15 protein-coding genes and 1 pseudogene are annotated in these 14886 nt (G+C 71.9%); 3 read left to right on the plus strand and 13 right to left on the minus strand.

The window, feature by feature from the left end:
* Positions 1 to 29: 29 nt before the first annotated feature.
* From ACQP0N_RS24120 to ACQP0N_RS24140, 5 genes are all read right to left on the minus strand, one after another.
* On the minus strand, positions 30 to 896 hold the full coding sequence (locus ACQP0N_RS24120; protein ID WP_433114326.1) for an alpha/beta hydrolase family esterase: 867 nt from the start codon (positions 894 to 896) through the stop codon (positions 30 to 32).
* Positions 897 to 1004: 108 nt separating this feature from the next.
* Positions 1005 to 2039 (minus strand): threonine aldolase family protein, encoded by a 1035-nt coding sequence (locus tag ACQP0N_RS24125; protein WP_433114328.1) that lies wholly within the window; start codon positions 2037 to 2039, stop codon positions 1005 to 1007.
* A 108-nt stretch (positions 2040 to 2147) separates the two neighbouring features.
* Complete coding sequence (locus tag ACQP0N_RS24130; protein ID WP_355049430.1) at positions 2148 to 3554, minus strand: class II 3-deoxy-7-phosphoheptulonate synthase; 1407 nt, start codon at positions 3552 to 3554, stop codon at positions 2148 to 2150.
* Positions 3555 to 3641: 87 nt separating this feature from the next.
* Positions 3642 to 4148: a hypothetical protein gene (locus ACQP0N_RS24135; RefSeq protein WP_433114330.1), complete on the minus strand. Its 507-nt coding sequence runs from the start codon at positions 4146 to 4148 to the stop codon at positions 3642 to 3644.
* Positions 4149 to 4329: 181 nt separating this feature from the next.
* The gene (locus ACQP0N_RS24140) at positions 4330 to 5967 is read right to left on the minus strand and encodes a glycosyl hydrolase family 18 protein (RefSeq protein ID WP_433114332.1); all 1638 of its coding nucleotides are present in this window, start codon (positions 5965 to 5967) and stop codon (positions 4330 to 4332) included.
* A 167-nt stretch (positions 5968 to 6134) separates the two neighbouring features.
* On the opposite strand from ACQP0N_RS24140, the gene ACQP0N_RS24145 reads away from it, so the two are divergent.
* Positions 6135 to 6617: a glutathione peroxidase gene (locus ACQP0N_RS24145; protein ID WP_355049427.1), complete on the plus strand. Its 483-nt coding sequence runs from the start codon at positions 6135 to 6137 to the stop codon at positions 6615 to 6617.
* Between the two features lie 276 nt (positions 6618 to 6893).
* Positions 6894 to 7568, plus strand: a complete 675-nt coding sequence (locus tag ACQP0N_RS24150) for an NADPH-dependent F420 reductase (RefSeq protein WP_355049426.1) — start codon at positions 6894 to 6896, stop codon at positions 7566 to 7568.
* Between the two features lie 25 nt (positions 7569 to 7593).
* Here the strand turns inward: ACQP0N_RS24150 and ACQP0N_RS24155 are convergent, their stop codons facing one another.
* Both ACQP0N_RS24155 and ACQP0N_RS24160 read right to left on the minus strand, forming a co-directional pair.
* The gene (locus tag ACQP0N_RS24155; RefSeq protein WP_433114334.1) at positions 7594 to 8118 is read right to left on the minus strand and encodes a hypothetical protein; all 525 of its coding nucleotides are present in this window, start codon (positions 8116 to 8118) and stop codon (positions 7594 to 7596) included.
* Between the two features lie 254 nt (positions 8119 to 8372).
* Positions 8373 to 9305: pseudogene (locus ACQP0N_RS24160) on the minus strand (glycosyltransferase 87 family protein); the annotation flags it as partial.
* 253 nt (positions 9306 to 9558) lie between these two features.
* Here ACQP0N_RS24160 and ACQP0N_RS24165 point away from each other — a divergent pair.
* Positions 9559 to 11043, plus strand: coding sequence for a DUF4397 domain-containing protein (locus tag ACQP0N_RS24165; RefSeq protein ID WP_433114336.1), 1485 nt, complete (start codon positions 9559 to 9561; stop codon positions 11041 to 11043).
* A 52-nt stretch (positions 11044 to 11095) separates the two neighbouring features.
* On the opposite strand, the gene ACQP0N_RS24170 is transcribed toward ACQP0N_RS24165, so the two are convergent.
* The 6 genes from ACQP0N_RS24170 to ACQP0N_RS24195 form a co-directional block, all read right to left on the minus strand.
* The gene (locus ACQP0N_RS24170) at positions 11096 to 11446 is read right to left on the minus strand and encodes a DUF2203 domain-containing protein (RefSeq protein WP_355049422.1); all 351 of its coding nucleotides are present in this window, start codon (positions 11444 to 11446) and stop codon (positions 11096 to 11098) included.
* Positions 11447 to 11496: 50 nt separating this feature from the next.
* Positions 11497 to 12258 (minus strand): pyrroline-5-carboxylate reductase, encoded by a 762-nt coding sequence (gene proC, locus ACQP0N_RS24175; RefSeq protein ID WP_433121786.1) that lies wholly within the window; start codon positions 12256 to 12258, stop codon positions 11497 to 11499.
* 134 nt (positions 12259 to 12392) lie between these two features.
* On the minus strand, positions 12393 to 13421 hold the full coding sequence (locus ACQP0N_RS24180; RefSeq protein WP_357127318.1) for a 6-phosphofructokinase: 1029 nt from the start codon (positions 13419 to 13421) through the stop codon (positions 12393 to 12395).
* A gap of 158 nt (positions 13422 to 13579) precedes the next feature.
* Positions 13580 to 14083, minus strand: a complete 504-nt coding sequence (locus ACQP0N_RS24185; protein ID WP_433114338.1) for a pyridoxamine 5'-phosphate oxidase family protein — start codon at positions 14081 to 14083, stop codon at positions 13580 to 13582.
* A gap of 77 nt (positions 14084 to 14160) precedes the next feature.
* On the minus strand, positions 14161 to 14658 hold the full coding sequence (locus ACQP0N_RS24190) for a polyadenylate-specific 3'-exoribonuclease AS (RefSeq protein ID WP_433121788.1): 498 nt from the start codon (positions 14656 to 14658) through the stop codon (positions 14161 to 14163).
* Between the two features lie 11 nt (positions 14659 to 14669).
* On the minus strand, positions 14670 to 14849 hold the full coding sequence (locus ACQP0N_RS24195) for a hypothetical protein (RefSeq protein ID WP_433114340.1): 180 nt from the start codon (positions 14847 to 14849) through the stop codon (positions 14670 to 14672).
* Between the last annotated feature and the right edge of the window lie 37 nt (positions 14850 to 14886).

Consider the following 14886-nt stretch of genomic DNA (forward strand, 5'->3'; position numbering starts at 1 on the left):
GGTTCACCCACGGGTACGGCCGGTCGCCCTCAGCCGTGCGCCGGTGTGGAGATGGCGAAGAACTCGTCGATGAGCCGGGCCGTCTGCACGTCCTGGTTGGTCCTGCCCAGCACGGCAGGCGCCTTGGCCGGCCCTGGGATGGTGTGCCCGCCACCGTGCACGGTGTAGAGCGCCACCAACGGGTGCCCGGTCTGTCGGTACTCGGTGCGTTCGATCGAGGTCGCGGTGTTCGCGGCCGGCAGTTTCGTGACTGTGGGCTGCGCGGTGATGCCGTTACGGGCGGCGAAATAGGCTGCCGACTCGGGCGCGGACAGGTTGCGGCCGCCGACCTTGAAGGCCAGGCGCGCCCACCAGCTGTACACACCACCGTCGTACGTGACGATCCGGTCCTTCGTGCCGTTGATCAGCAGAACCGGCACGGGCGCGGGTGCCGCGTCGCCGAGCAGGAAGTTCTCGGGTGCCGGCATGGTCGCGGCGATCACCGCCGCACCGGCGATCAGCACCGGCGCTTCGTGGGCCAGGCGGATCGCCATCTGGCCGCCGTTGGAGTAGCCGACCGCGTACACCCGCGCCGGGTCGATGTCGTGGCTGAGCGCCACCTTCTCGATCAGGGCCCGAACAAAACCGACGTCGTCGCTGTTGTCGGCGCGGGCCGGGAAGAAGCTCTCCCGCCGGGCGTCGTTCCAGTTGCCCTTGTGGCCGTCGAGGTAGACCACCACCGCCGCGCCGCTCTCGGCGAGCGCGTCGTAGGCCCGGCCGATGAACTTCCGGTGCTTGGCCCCGGTCTGTTTCGATCCGTGGAAGACGAGCACGAGACCGCGTCCGGGGTTGCCGTCCGCGGACCCGATGATCTCGTACGTCCGCAGGGTGCCGTTCACCGTGATGCTGTCGCGCATGGAGCCCCCTGAAGTGGATGGGTCATCCGTTCCAACGTAGCATAAGCGGATTAGTTATCCGTTACGCTCGTGCCGGTCGGCGGGACTCCGGGCCTCTCGATCACGGCCTCAGGCTGCTGCCAGGATGCGGGGTAGGGCCCGCAGCGCGTGGTCCAGGCCCTCGTCGTCCAGGCCCAGGTGGGTGACCAGGCGAGCGGTCCGGGGGCCGAGCACCGAGATCAGTACGCCCTCCTGGCGCGCGGCGGCGGCCAGGGCGCGGGCGTCCAGCGCGTGCTTGGTCAGGTCCAGCGGAACGAGGTTGGTGCGGACCGTGGTGGCGAGCACCCCGAACGGCGCGACCGCCTCGGCGAGCCGGGCCGCTCTCGCGTGATCCTCGGCGAGCCGGTCGACGTGGTGCGCGAGCGCGTACCGGCCGGCGGCGGCGAGGATGCCGGCCTGGCGCATGCCGCCACCCATCCGCTTGCGGATCATCCGGGCCCGAGCGATCTTCTCCGCGCTGCCCACCACCAGCGAGCCGACCGGCGCGCCGAGCCCCTTGGAGAGGCAGACGGACAGCGTGTCGAACAGTCCGCCGTACTCGGTCAGCGACACCCCGTCGGCGACGTGCGCGTGCCAGATCCGGGCGCCGTCGCAGTGCAGCGCCACCCCCGCGTCGTCGGCGACGCCGCGCAGCCCTCGCAGGGTGTCCAGCGGGATCACGCCGCCGCCACCCCGGTTGTGGGTCTGCTCGACGGCGATCGCGCGGGTGGGCACGGCGAAGAAGCCGTCCGGACGGATCATCCGGGCGACCACCTCCGGGTCGATGTCCGCGCCGACGGTCGGCCAGGTCCGCGAGGAGATTCCGCCGTACGCGGCGGCGGCCCCGATCTCGTACGTGACGACGTGCGCGTCCGCGTCGCACAGCAACTCCTCGCCGGGCGGCACGAGCAGTTGCAGGGCGATCTGGTTGGCCATCGTCCCGCTCGGGGCGAACAGCGCCGCCTCGTGGCCGAACAGCGCGGCGACCTCCGCCTCCAGCGCGTTGACGGTGGGGTCCTCGCCGTAGACGTCGTCACCGACCTCGGCGGCGGCCATCGCCTCGCGCATCCCGGCGGTCGGCCGGGTCACCGTGTCGGAACGCAGGTCAACAAACGCGTCAGCCACTGTCGTCCTTTCGGCTGCCGACTGCGGGGCTCGCAAGCTCACTCCTCGCGTCAGCCACTGTCGTCCTTTCGGCCGCCGACCGCGGGGCTCGCAAGCTCACTCCTCGCGTCAGCCACGGAGCATCTCCGCCACGAGGAAGGCCAGCTCCAGCGACTGCTGGGTGTTCAGCCGCGGGTCGCAGGCAGTCTCGTACCGGTCGGGCAGGTCGAGGTCCTCGATGCCCTGGGCGCCGCCGAGGCACTCGGTGACGTCCTCACCGGTCAACTCGACGTGGATGCCACCGGGGTGGGTGTCCAGGCTCCGGTGCACCTCGAAGTAGCCGAGCACCTCGTCGACGATCCGGTCGAAGTGCCGCGTCTTGTAGCCGTTGGACGACTCGTGGGTGTTGCCGTGCATCGGGTCGCACTGCCAGACCACCTTGGCGCCGGAGGCGGTGACCTTGGAGACGATCGGCGGCAGGGCGTCGCGGACCCGGTGGTTGCCCATCCGGCTGATCAGCGTGAGCCGGCCGGGGACATTGTCCGGATTGAGCTTCTCGCACAGCTCGATCGCCTCGTCCGGTGAGGTCGTCGGGCCGAGCTTGACGCCGATCGGGTTGGCGATCCGGGAGATGAAGTCGATGTGCGCGCCGGTGATCTGCCGGGTGCGTTCGCCGACCCAGAGGAAGTGCCCGGACAGCCCGTACGCCCGGCGGTCGGAGACCCGGGTGAGCGCCCGGTCGTACTCCAGGGCCAGGGCCTCGTGGGAGCAGTAGAGGGTGACGGTCCGCAGCGCCTCGTCGTCGGTCATCCCGCAGGCCCGGATGAAGGCCAACGCCCGGTCGATCTCCCGGGCGATCGCCTCGTAGCGCTCCCCCGCCGGGGAGGTCCGCACGAAGCCCTTGTTCCAGTCGTGTACGGCGTGCAGGTCGGCGAGCCCACCGGCGAGGTACGCCCGCAGCATGTTCATCGCGGCGGCCGAGTTGGCGTACGCCCGGATCATGCGCTGCGGGTCGGCGACGCGGGCGGCGGGATCGGCCTCCAGCGAGTTGATCATGTCGCCGCGGTACGCGGGCAGGCCCCGCGCGTCGGTCGGCAGCGAGCGGGGCTTGGTGTACTGGCCGGCGACCCGGGCGACCTTGACCACCGGCAGCGACGCGCCGTAGGTGAGCACGATCGCCATCTGCAACAGGGTGCGGGCGTTGGCCAGCAGGTGGCTCTCGGTGTTGTCGGCGAAGGTCTCGGCGCAGTCACCGCCCTGGAGCAGGAACGCCTTGCCCTCGCAGACCAGCGCCAGCTTCTGCCGGAGCTGGTCCACCTCGTAGGGCGCGACGACCGACGGCACGGTGTCGAGCACCTTGCAGACCTCGGCGACGGCGGCCGGGTCGGACCACGGTGGGACCTGCTCACGGGGCAGCTCCCGCCAGCGGTCCAGGCCGAGGGCGGCGTCCTCGGCGGAGTCGACGGTCGGACGGCTGGTCTGCAGGCCCGGGCTACCCACCGCGGGATGGCTCAGCTGATGCCACTCATGGCGCATGAGAGAAAGCGTACGGCGACCGTGCGTGTGACCGGGCGGCGAGGGTGACGGTTCCGGCAAGTGGGAGGTCGATCCCACCCAGGGCGGTCAGGACGCGGGCGACGGGGACCCGGGTGAGGGGCTGGTGGCCCGGTTGCCGCCCGGCGCCTCACTCGCGATGCACCAGTCGCCGCCGTCGCGCGTGACGGTGAACAGCAGCGGGCGGGTGACCTTGCTCTTGCCGGCGGTGACCGAGACCGACACGCTGACCTCCTGGCCGCGCTGACCGGACCGGACGTCGGTGATGGTCGCCTGGGGCACCTGGAAGTGGTCGGCGAAGTCGCCGTTGGGACCCGTGGCCGCGGCGTCGAACCCGGCGTGCAACACCGCGCAGAGCTGACTGCGGCCGGCGGCGACGTCCTTGGCGGTCATCGCGTCGAGGTACGCCTGCACGCGCTCACGGGACCGGGTGGCGGCCTCCTCGGCGGGCGCCCGCTGGGGCGTGGCGGTCTGCTTGTCGGCGTCGTCGCCTCCGCTCCCGCAGCCGGCAAGGGCGGCCGGGAGCAGCACGAACGCGGCGGCGGTCATCGCCAGCCCACGGTGGGTCGCGCGCATGACCACCTCCGTCGAACGGGAAATCGGGACCTGCCGAGCCGCGAGTCTGCCATATCGGACCCGACCCGCCCAAGGCCGGCGGCCCGGCCGACGCGTGGCGTCGACCGGGCCGCTACGGCACGGGCGGGAAGGGGCGGTGCGGGCCCCTCCCCGCCGTGTGGGTGGTGCGTCGGCCCTCGGCTCAGCCGAGACCGCCCTTGATGGCGCCGATGAGCTCGCCGTTGCTGGTGTCGCCGGAGAGCTCCCAGAAGAACGCGCCACCGAGGCCCTGGTTCTTCGCGTACGTCATCTTGCCGTTGATGGTCGACGGGGTGTCGTAGCTCCACCAGTTGCTGCCGCACTTGGCGTACGCCGTGCCGGCGATCGTGCCGGTGGCCGGGCAGGTGTTCTTGAGGACCTTGTAGTCCTCGATGCCCGCCTCGTAGGTGCCCGGTGCGGCGCCGGTGGCGCTGCCGCCCGGGGCGGCCTGCGTGACGCCCGTCCAGCCCCGGCCGTAGAAGCCGATGCCGAGCAGCAGCTTGCTGGCCGGGACGCCCTTGCTCTTGAGCTTCTGGATGGCCGCGTCGGAGTTGAAGCCCTGCTGCGGGATCCCGGTGTACGACGTCAGCGGTGAGTGCGGGGCGGTGGGGCCCTGGGCGTTGAACGCGCCGAAGTAGTCGTACGTCATCGGCATGAGCCAGTTGAGGTTGCCGATCGCGCCGGCGTAGTCGGTGGCGTCGATCTTGCCGCCGTTGCTGCCGTCCGCGGTGATGGCGGCGGTGACCAGGGCGTTGGACCCGAACTTCGACCGCAGCGCGCCGATCACGTTCTTGAACGCGTTCGGACCGCTGGTGTCACAGCTCAGACCGCAGGCGTTGGGGTACTCCCAGTCGACGTCGATGCCGTCGAACACGTCCGCCCAGCGGGGGTCCTCGACGAGGTTGTAGCAGCTCTCGGCGAACGCGGCCGGGTTCTGCGCGGCCTGGGTGAAGCCGCCGGACCAGGTCCAGCCACCGAACGACCAGATCACCTTGAGGTGCGGGTTGAGCGCCTTGAGCTTGCGCAGCTGGTTGAAGCTGCCGCGCAGCGGCTGGTCCCAGGTGTCTGCGACGCCGTCCACGCTCTCCGCCGCCGTGTACGCCTTGTCGTAGTCGGCGTACGGGTCGCCGATGGTGCAGCGACCACCCGTGGTGTTGCCGAAGGCGTACAGGATGTGGGTCAGCTTGGCGGCCGAGCCGCTGGTCTGGATGTTCTTGACGTGGTAATTACGCCCGTAGACGCCCCACTCGGCGAAGTAGCCGACGACCTTCTTACCGCCCGTGTTCGGCGGCGGGGTGGTGGTCGGGGGCGCGGTGGTCGGCGGCGCCGTCGTGGGCGGCGCGGTGGTCGGGGGTGCCGTCGTCGGCGGCGCGGTCGTGGTCGGCGGGCTCGTCGGGGTGCCGCCGCCGCAGGGAGCGCCGTTGACGGTGCAGTTCAGCGGCGCCTTGTACGCGCCGGTGCCGTTGTAGCCCCAGCTGAACGAGGCGCCGGGCGCGAGCCCGCCGGCCCAGCTCTTCTTGACCGCGACGTAGTGGTTGCCGCTGCTGGTGACGTCGGCGTCCCACGCGCTGCTGATGGTGGTGCCCGACGGCAGGTCGAACTCGATGCGCCAGGTGGCGACCGTGGCGCTGGTGCCGTTGGTCACGGTCACCTTCGTCTCGTGACCGGTCCCCCAGTCCTGCGCCTTGGCGAACGTGGTGGTGACCGTGCCGGCGCCGAACGCGGTCGTCATCGGCACCGCCGCGACGGTCACGGCGACCACGGCGCCGGCCCAGAGGGCCCGGCGGAGCGATCTTTTCATGAGGCGTCTCCCGTACTGTTAGGAAACTTTCCAAAAGAGATGGTGAGACCGTACTCACACCGTCATCACTCCGTCAAGATGTCCATGTTTCGATTTCCCCTGGTGTGCGGAACGTGCCCGCCACGCCCTGCCCGGGCGACCCCATACCTGGCGCGTAGCCTCGGGCCATGACCGTCTTCGACATCCCGATCGGCGCCCTCAACGGCGGCCCCGCGGACCTCGCCCGCTACCGCGGAAAGGCGCTGCTGGTCGTCAACGTCGCCTCCCGCTGCGGCCTCACCCCGCAGTACGCCGGCCTCCAGCGCCTCGCCGACACGTACGCCGAGCGCGGCCTCGTCGTGCTCGGCGTGCCGTGCAACCAGTTCGCCGGCCAGGAGCCGGGCAGCGCCGCCGAGATCAGCGACTTCTGCCAGGTCAACTACGGCGTGACGTTTCCGCTGACCGAGAAGGTCGACGTCAACGGGCCCGACCGGCACCCGCTCTACGCGGCGCTGGTGGACACCCCGGACGCCGACGGGCACACCGGGGACGTCCGCTGGAACTTCGAGAAGTTCCTGGTGGCGCCGGACGGCACGGTCGCCGGCCGCTTCGCCCCGACGGTCGAGCCCGACGACCTCCGCACCCCCATCGAAAAGATCCTCCCCGCCTGACAACCCCACCCCACCCGGCCGCGGCCACCCCGCCCTCGGTCCGGTGATCAAGAGGTTCGCGTCAGAAATCGGCCGATCGGTGACGCGAACCTCTTGATCACCGGGGCAGGGTGGCCACCGGGGCAGGGTGGTCACCGGGGCAGGGTGGTCACCGGAGGGTGGTACGTGGGTGGTGGCCGGTCGGGCGACGGCCGTCCGCAGTACGTTGTGCGGTAACCGGGACAACTTCGCGCATCGGCCGGAATGCGTCGTGGGTGGACGGAGTTGGGAAGAAACATGACAACTGTGGGACTGATCGGCAGTGGCAACATCGGCGGCACCGTGGCCCGGCTGGCCGTGGCCGCCGGCTACGACGTGGTGCTGAGCAACTCGCGCGGGCCGGAGACGCTCACCGACCTGGTCGACGAGCTGGGCGAGCGGGCCAGCGCCGGCACGTCGCAGGAGGCGGCGCAGGTCGGCGACCTGGTGGTGGTCACGGTGCCGCTCAAGGCGTACCGGGCGGTGCCCGTCCAGCCACTGGCCGGCAAGGTCGTCATCGACACCAACAACTACTACCCGCAGCGGGACGGCAACTTCCCCGAGCTGGACTCGGGCGAGACCACCAGCAGTGAACTCCTCCAGCGGCACCTGCCGCAGTCGCGGGTGGTCAAGGTCTTCAACAACATCTACTTCACGGGCCTGGCCGCGCTCGCCCGGCCGTCCGGCGCCGCCGACCGCAGCGCTCTCGCGATCGCCGGCGACGACGCTGCCGCGAAGGCCGAGGTCACGGCCTTCCTCGACCGGATCGGGTACGACGCGGTCGACGTCGGCCCGCTCGCGGAGGGCTGGCGCTACCAGCCGGACACCCCGGCGTACGGCACGCTCTACTCCGCCACCCCGACCGACTGGGAGCACCCGGCGCCGGGCGACGCCGAGAAGCTGCGCGCGGCCCTGGCCGCCGCCACCCGCTGAGCACCCGCCGCCCTCCGGTGACCGCCTACCGGGTGGCCCTCCGGAGGGCGGCCGCCAGTTCGTCGTCGTAGCTGGCGATCGGCTGACCGTCGACGTCGTACGCCACCAGCCGACCCTGCGCCATGCTGGCCGACCGGAACGAGAACGTCCGCGTGCCGGGATAGGCCGCCAGCAGGGGGATGCTGCGGGGTGCGCCGCCCGGGGCGGAGTAGTACTCCAGTCGGGCCACCCGGTCGGAGACCACACCGTTGACCCGCACCTTGGTCTTCTCCGCCCGGGTGCCGAACGTGACCGGCGCGTCGGTGGCGTAGGCCGCGCACTCGGCCGGACCCCGGCAGACGAAGAAGTATCGCGGGTTGGCCACGTCGTCGAGGGCGTACGCCTTGAACGTCGGGTCCGCCCCGGCGGGCAGCGGTTGTACGGCGAAGAAGGCGAGAGCCACGGCGGACGTGACGCCCACCCGCAGCCAGGCCCGCCGAGCGGCGGGGCGACGGCTGCCCCCGCGGCGGCGACCGCGACGCCACCGAAGCCGGCCAGGCACAGCAGGCACGTGCCGACGGTACGGGCGTTCTCGAACAGGAACTGCACGCCCGGACGCGCCGACACCGGCCCGAGGACCGCCCCCAGTGAGACGACCATGGCGGCGAGCAGCGCCGCGCCGGCCACCCGCTGGGTGATGCCGGACGCGCCGACCAGCAACATCGCGGCGAGCACCGGCCACACCTGGTGGTGGGTCCAGGACACCGGTGACGCGGCCACCGTGGCGCAGCCCACGAGCACGGCGGCGTGGCCGGGACGGGCCCGCGCGGCCAACTGGCGGGCGCGAAGGAGCGCCACCCCGCAGATCACCGCGACCAGCGCGGCCCAGAGCAGGGGCAGGGTCGCCTCGTCGACCCCGACGCGCAACAGCATCCCGTGCACCGACTGGTTGCCCAGCGAGGCCAGGTTGCCGATCCGTGAGGTCTGCCGGACGGCCTCGGTCCAGTAGATCCAGCTCTCGCCGGGCAGCACGAGCGCCGCCAGCCCGGCGCAGGCCACGAAGGTCGCCGCGGCACGCCCGGCGTCGCGGTAGCGCCCGGTGGCGAGGAAGTAGACGACGAACAGCAGCGGGGTCAGCTTGATCGCCGCCGCCACCCCGACGAGCACTCCCCGCAGCCGTGGCGGGACGACGCCCATGCCGTCCAGCAGTGCCAGCAGCACGACGAAGATGCTGACCTGCCCGAACCGCAGGTTGCTCTGCACCGGCGCCGAGAGCATCAGGACCGTGGCGGCCACCGCGACGACCAACGGGCGGCGGGACCGATCGTCGCTCAGCGCGACACCGACCATCCCGGCGACGGCGACGACCGCCGCGCACGTCGCGACCAGCCAGATCCCCTGGAGTACGCCCTCACCCACGAGAGTGATCGGCCCCAGCACGAGAGCGGCGAACGGCGGGTAGGTGAACGGCCCGCCGTTCGCGGCGCGGTACTCGTACAGGGGCCGGCCGGCGTGCAGATCGGACAGTGCGCCGTAGTAGATGTGCAGGTCGGAGAGCCGATCGTCGCGAGTCGACACGAGCACACAGGACACCGCCGCGACGACGACGAAGACCGCCCAGACCAGCGCCACCCGTCGATCCCGCATCGCCCGAGAATAGGCGAACGCGAGACGAGCGACGGCCACGCCGACCTCTGGCCGTCGCGCTCCCAGATTCACGACCATCCCTCGCCGAGCGGCAAGATCGCGCTCGATCATGGATCCAGTGGCATCCTCCCGACGCCGAGGCCACTACATCCTGCATCGAGCACGATCTTGCGGCCCGCAGCACGGCCCGCAGCACGGCCCGCAGCCGGCACGGGCAGCATCCGGGACAGGCCGCACCCGGCACAGGCCGCTTCCGACGGCGCGGCGGGGAGAAACATCGCGTGTACAACTTGCGCGAGAGTCTCACGCACGGGACTCTGTCGGTGGGTTGCCGCCCGCTCACCGAACGTGCCTCGGAGGCGACATGCACACGCTCCGTACCGCGTCCCGCCGGCTGCTCGCCGGTGCCGGCGCGCTCCTGCTCGGCACCTCCCTCGCTGCCGCGATCCCGGCGTCGGCCGGCGCGGCCAGCGTCGGGTACGTCCGACTGGCCCACCTCTCCCCCGACACACCGGCGGTGGACGTCTACCTCGCCGCCCCCGACGCCGCGAAGCCGAGGGTCTTTCCCGGAGTCGGCTACGGCGTGGTCTCCGACTATCTCCAGTTGCCTCCGGGCCGGTACGCGGTGGCGATGCGCGAGGCCGGCACGCCCGCCAGCGATCCACCGGTGCTCACCACCGAGGTCGCGGTGCGAAGTGGCGGCGCGTACACGGTGGCCGGTGTCGGACGACACGCCGACCTGGGACTGCGGGTGCTCACGGACGACCTGAGCGCTCCCACGCAGGGCCGGGCCAAGGTGCGCGTCGTGCAGGCGTCGGTGCGTACGCCCGTTCTCGACGTGGCCGCCCCCGACGGCCCGAGGATCGCCGACGGCGTGCAGTTCGCCACCACCACCGAGTACCAACAGGTCGAGCCGGGCACCTGGAAGCTGCGGCTGACCGGCGCGGGCGGTCCGAGCACCGACGCCGAGGTACGGCTCACCAGCGGCGCCGTCTACTCGCTGCTGGTCCTCGACGACAAGCAGGGTGGGCTCAGCGCCGAGCTGCGTCAGGACGCCGACGGCGGCACCGTCGTACCGGCGGGTGGGGTGGAGACCGGCGCGGGTGGCACGGCCGGGCGCGGGCTCGGGGCGTACCCCTGGTGGCCGGCGCGGTTGCCGCGGCGGCCGTGGCGGCGAGTCTTCTGCTCTGGCGTCGGCGGCGGCGCACCACCTGGTGAGCATCGGGCCCGCCATCCGGCGGCACCGCGACCGTCGGGCGCCGCTGGCCGCGCTGGTCGCGGCCGGCGCGGCGGTCTGCCTGGCCGCCGGCAGCGGCGTCGGGCTCGCGACGACCGGCCCGCCCCCGGTCGCGAGCTGGCACCCCGGCTGCGCCGACGGCTGCTCGTCGGTGGCCGCGTCGCCGCGACCACAGGGTCCACCCACCCGGGTACGGGTGCCGCGCATCGGCGTCGACTCGGCGCTCACGGTGCTGGGCCTGGACCGCGTCGGAGCGCTCGTTCCGCCGGCCGACTTCGACACGGCCGGTTGGTACGGGGCGGCCCCGCCCCCGGCGACACCGGTCCGGCCGTGCTCGCCGGGCACCTGGACTCGCGGCGCGGCCCGGCGGTCTTCGCCCGGCTCGACGAGCTGCGCTCCGGCGACCGCGTCCAGGTGTGGCGCGACGGGCGGTGGCTGTCGTTCCGGGTGACCGGGTCGCTGCGCACCCGCAAGGACGAGTTCCCGACGGCCACGGTCTACGGCCCGACACCCGGGCCGGAGCTACGCCTCGTCACCTGCGGGGGCGACTTCGACCGGCGGCGCGGGCACTACCGGGACAACGTGGTGGTGTTCGCGGTCCTCGACGGGTGACCGGCCCGGTCCTGCCGACGTTTGCGGCGGGCTGAGGGTTTGATCGGGACGGTCAGAGCGGGCGACGGCCGGCGAAGCCGCACTCGGCGCGGTGGTACCACCGCACGTCGGAGTCGCCCTCCAGCCAGCACCAGAGAACGGCGCGGCCCTCGCGCTCGCCCGGGAAGTCGAGCAGCACCGGCGCGATGCCCTTGACCTGGATCTCGTGCTGGTGCAGCTCGTCGACGACGGCGTGCAGCCGGGCCTCCAGCCCCTTGACCTCGGCCAGCCCGCCGAGCGCGCTGACGCCGTGGTCGGCCAGGTCGACGCGCAGCTCGGCCAGGTCGGCGCGGACACGGATCAGCTCGTCGACACGCGGCTGCAGGGTGGCCACCAGGTGCCGGGCCTGGGCGAGAGTGAACACGCCGCCAGTATGCGCCACCTACCGCGCCGCAGTGACCCCGCTCGGCGTGGTCACTCGGCCTGGGCGGCCAGCTCGCGGGCGCGGTCCCGGGCCGCCTCCAGCGCGGCGAGCAGCGCCGCGCGGACGCCGTGCTTCTCCAGCTCACGGATCGCCGAGATGGTCGTGCCCGCGGGCGAGGTGACCGCCTCACGCAGCTTGACCGGGTGCTCGCCGGAGTCGCGCAGCATCACGGCGGACCCGATGGCGGTCTGCACGATCAGCTCGTGCGCCACCTGGCGCGGCAGACCGAGCAGGATCCCGGCGTCGATCATGGCTTCCACCAGCAGGTAGAAGTAGGCCGGGCCGGAGCCGGAGAGCGCGGTGACCGCGTCCTGCTGCGACTCGGGCACCCGGATGGTCTGACCGAGGGGCTTGAACATCTCCTCGGCCAGGCTCAGATGCGCACCGGTGGCGTGTTCGCCGGCGGAGATGGCCGTCATCGCCTCGTCGACCAGCGCCGGGGTGTTGGTCATGACCCGGACCACGGGGGTGCCGTCGGGCAGCCGACGGTTGAAGAAGCTGGTGGGCAGCCCGGCGCAGAGCGAGATGACCAGCTTGTCGGCGGGCACCTTCGGGCCGATCTCGTCCAGCAGCGCGGCGGCGTCCTGGGGCTTGACCGAGACGGCGAGCACGTCGGCCTCTTCCACCGCGCTGAGGTTGTCCACCACCCGGACGCCGTAGCGGTCGGACAGCTCCTGCGCGCGGTCCGGTCGGCGCGCCGTGGCGAACAGCCTCTCCACCGGCCATCCCGAGCGCAGCAGGCCGGAGAGCATCAACTCGCCGATCTTGCCCGCGCCGATCACCGCAACCGTGTGCCCGCCCACCACGCCTCCTCGTCGGTCGGTCGACTGTTAGCAAGGGCCCCCTGCCCTACGCCAGGCGTTGAGAGGGGGCCCTTCCTTACACCTCAGCTGCCGAAGAAGACCTCGGCCTCCTGGTACCGCTCCAGCGGCACGGTCTTCAGCTCGCGGGTGGCCTCGGCGAGGGGCACCCGGACGATGTCGGTGCTCTGCATCGCGACCATCTTGCCCCAGTCGCCGTCGTTGGCGGCGTCGATGGCCTGCAGGCCGAGGCGGGTGGCGAGGACCCGGTCGAAGGCGGTCGGGGTGCCACCGCGCTGGATGTGACCCAGCACCACGGTGCGGGCCTCCTTGCCGGTCTTGGCCTCCAGCTGCTCGGCGAGCCACTGGCCGATGCCGCCGAGGCGGACGTGGCCGAACGAGTCGAGCTCCTGGTTGGCGAGCACCATCTGGCCGTCGAGCGGCTGGGCGCCCTCGGCGACCACGACGATCGGGGCGTACTGGTGCTGGAAGCGCTTCTCGACGTAGCCGGCCACCTGGTCGACGTCGAACTGCCGCTCGGGCAGCAGGATCACGTTGGCGCCACCGGCCAGGCCGGCGTGCAGGGCGATCCAGCCGGCGTGCCGGCCCATGACCTCGACGACCAGGGTGCGGTGGTGGCTCTCCGCGGTGGTGTGCAGGCGGTCGATGGCCTCCATCGCGATGTTGACCGCGGTGTCGAAGCCGAAGGTGTAGTCGGTGGCGCCGAGGTCGTTGTCGATCGTCTTCGGCACGCCGATGACGTTCACGCCCAGCTCGTGCAGCTTGGTGGCCACGCCGAGGGTGTCCTCGCCGCCGATCGCGATCAGCGCGTCCACGCCCTGCTCGGCGAGGTTGTCCTTGATCCGCTCGACGCCGTTCTCGATCTTGAACGGGTTGGTCCGGGACGAGCCGAGGATGGTGCCGCCCCGGGGCAGGATGCCGCGCACGTCGGCGATGCCCAGCGGGCGGGACAGACCCTCCAGCGGGCCCTTCCAGCCGTCCCGGAAGCCCACGAACTCGTGACTGTAAGTGGCGACGCCCTTGCGGACCACCGCCCGGATGACCGCGTTGAGACCCGGGCAGTCGCCGCCGCCGGTGAGCACGCCGATACGCATGATCCGCTCATCCTCCTGGAGCATCAGGTAAAGCCCGATATGCCCCAGGGTATGTGTCAGGTCAGACCATCGGCGCCGTTGCCGGCCCGGGGCGGGCCGTCACTGCGCACTGTAGTCGGCCTGCGCGCGCGACGACAGCGCGCCCCGGGGGCGGCGGCTCAGTAGGTCACCTCACGGTTCTCGCCGGGTGACGGCGGACGGCCGGTGACGGCGGCCTTGGCGAAGCCGAGAAGGTTGACCACGGTGCTGCTCGGCGAGTCCCAGTACTCGGCGGAGCTGGCGTGCACCTTGATCAGGGTCAGGCCGGGAGTGTCCAGCCCGTCCGGGAACCAGGTCTTGAGCAGCGGGTTCCAGAGCCGCTTCGCGCGCTCGGTGTCGGAACTCTCACTGGCCGTCCCCGAGACCGAGACCCAGGAGTTGTGCCTCTGGTCGGAGAAGGCGACGTTGACCTCCGGATTTACCCGGATCTGGCGCAGTTTGGCCGAGTCGGCGTAGGCGAAGAACCAGAGGTCCCCGTCGAACTCGGCCTCCTGCAACCCCATCGGCCGGCTCACCTGCCGCCCGTCCAGCGCGATGGTGGTGAGCATGCAGATCCGTGCGGCGCGGATCAGTTCGGTGACCCGCGCCCGGGCGTCGGCGACGCTGGTCGGATCGTTGCTCATGGCAATCTCCCTCGGCTCGACTGACGAACCGTTGCCCGGGACAGAACCGGTCAAACCTACAGACGTATGACCATCGCTCAGCGCGCCGTCATCGCCCGCCACCGGGCCAGGTTGTGCCGGGCGTCGACCAGGGCGTCGTGCCGGGCCGCGTCCGCGTCCGGCAGGGCCGGCCGGCCCCGGTCGTCCCAGAGCTGCCGCAGATCCTTCGTGAACCGGGGAATCTCCCGGGGCAGCGCCGGCATCGCCCCCCAGAGCTGGGCGAGAACCACATGGTCGTACGCCGCGTACCAGGCCCACAGCTCCAACTGCTCGGACGGCCGGTCCCGGACGGGCTCCAGGAGGAAGTCGTACAGGTCGTCGCGGATGCGCTCCCGCGAGCGCCAGGCCCGGTCGGCCGGCGACGGCAGCCGGTCCAGCACGTTCCGTCGGACCCAGGGCACGGCTCGGGAGTCGTCGAACTCGGTGGAGACCGCGTAGAACTCGCGGCCGTACTCGTCGACGACACCGATCGAGACGAGGTCGACGATCCGGCCGTCCTCGATGAACTCGCAGTCGTAGAAGTAGCGGTAGACCATTCCGGACATCCTCACCCACCGCCGTCCGCCGGCGCGCGGCGGGGCCGGGTGCGAGCCCGGCCGGTCCGCCGTGCGCCGTCGGCGACCCGGGCCGCCGACGCCGCTTCGGCGACGCCCCAGGGGGTACGCCGCAGCTCGCGACGGTCACGGAAGTGCTTCGAGGGGTGTACAGCAAGCGACCGGACCGTCATGATCTGATGTGTACCGCTACCGGATGCCGAACCGGTG

The organism is Micromonospora sp. CA-246542, assembly GCF_050942905.1.
GTDB lineage: Bacteria > Actinomycetota > Actinomycetes > Mycobacteriales > Micromonosporaceae > Micromonospora.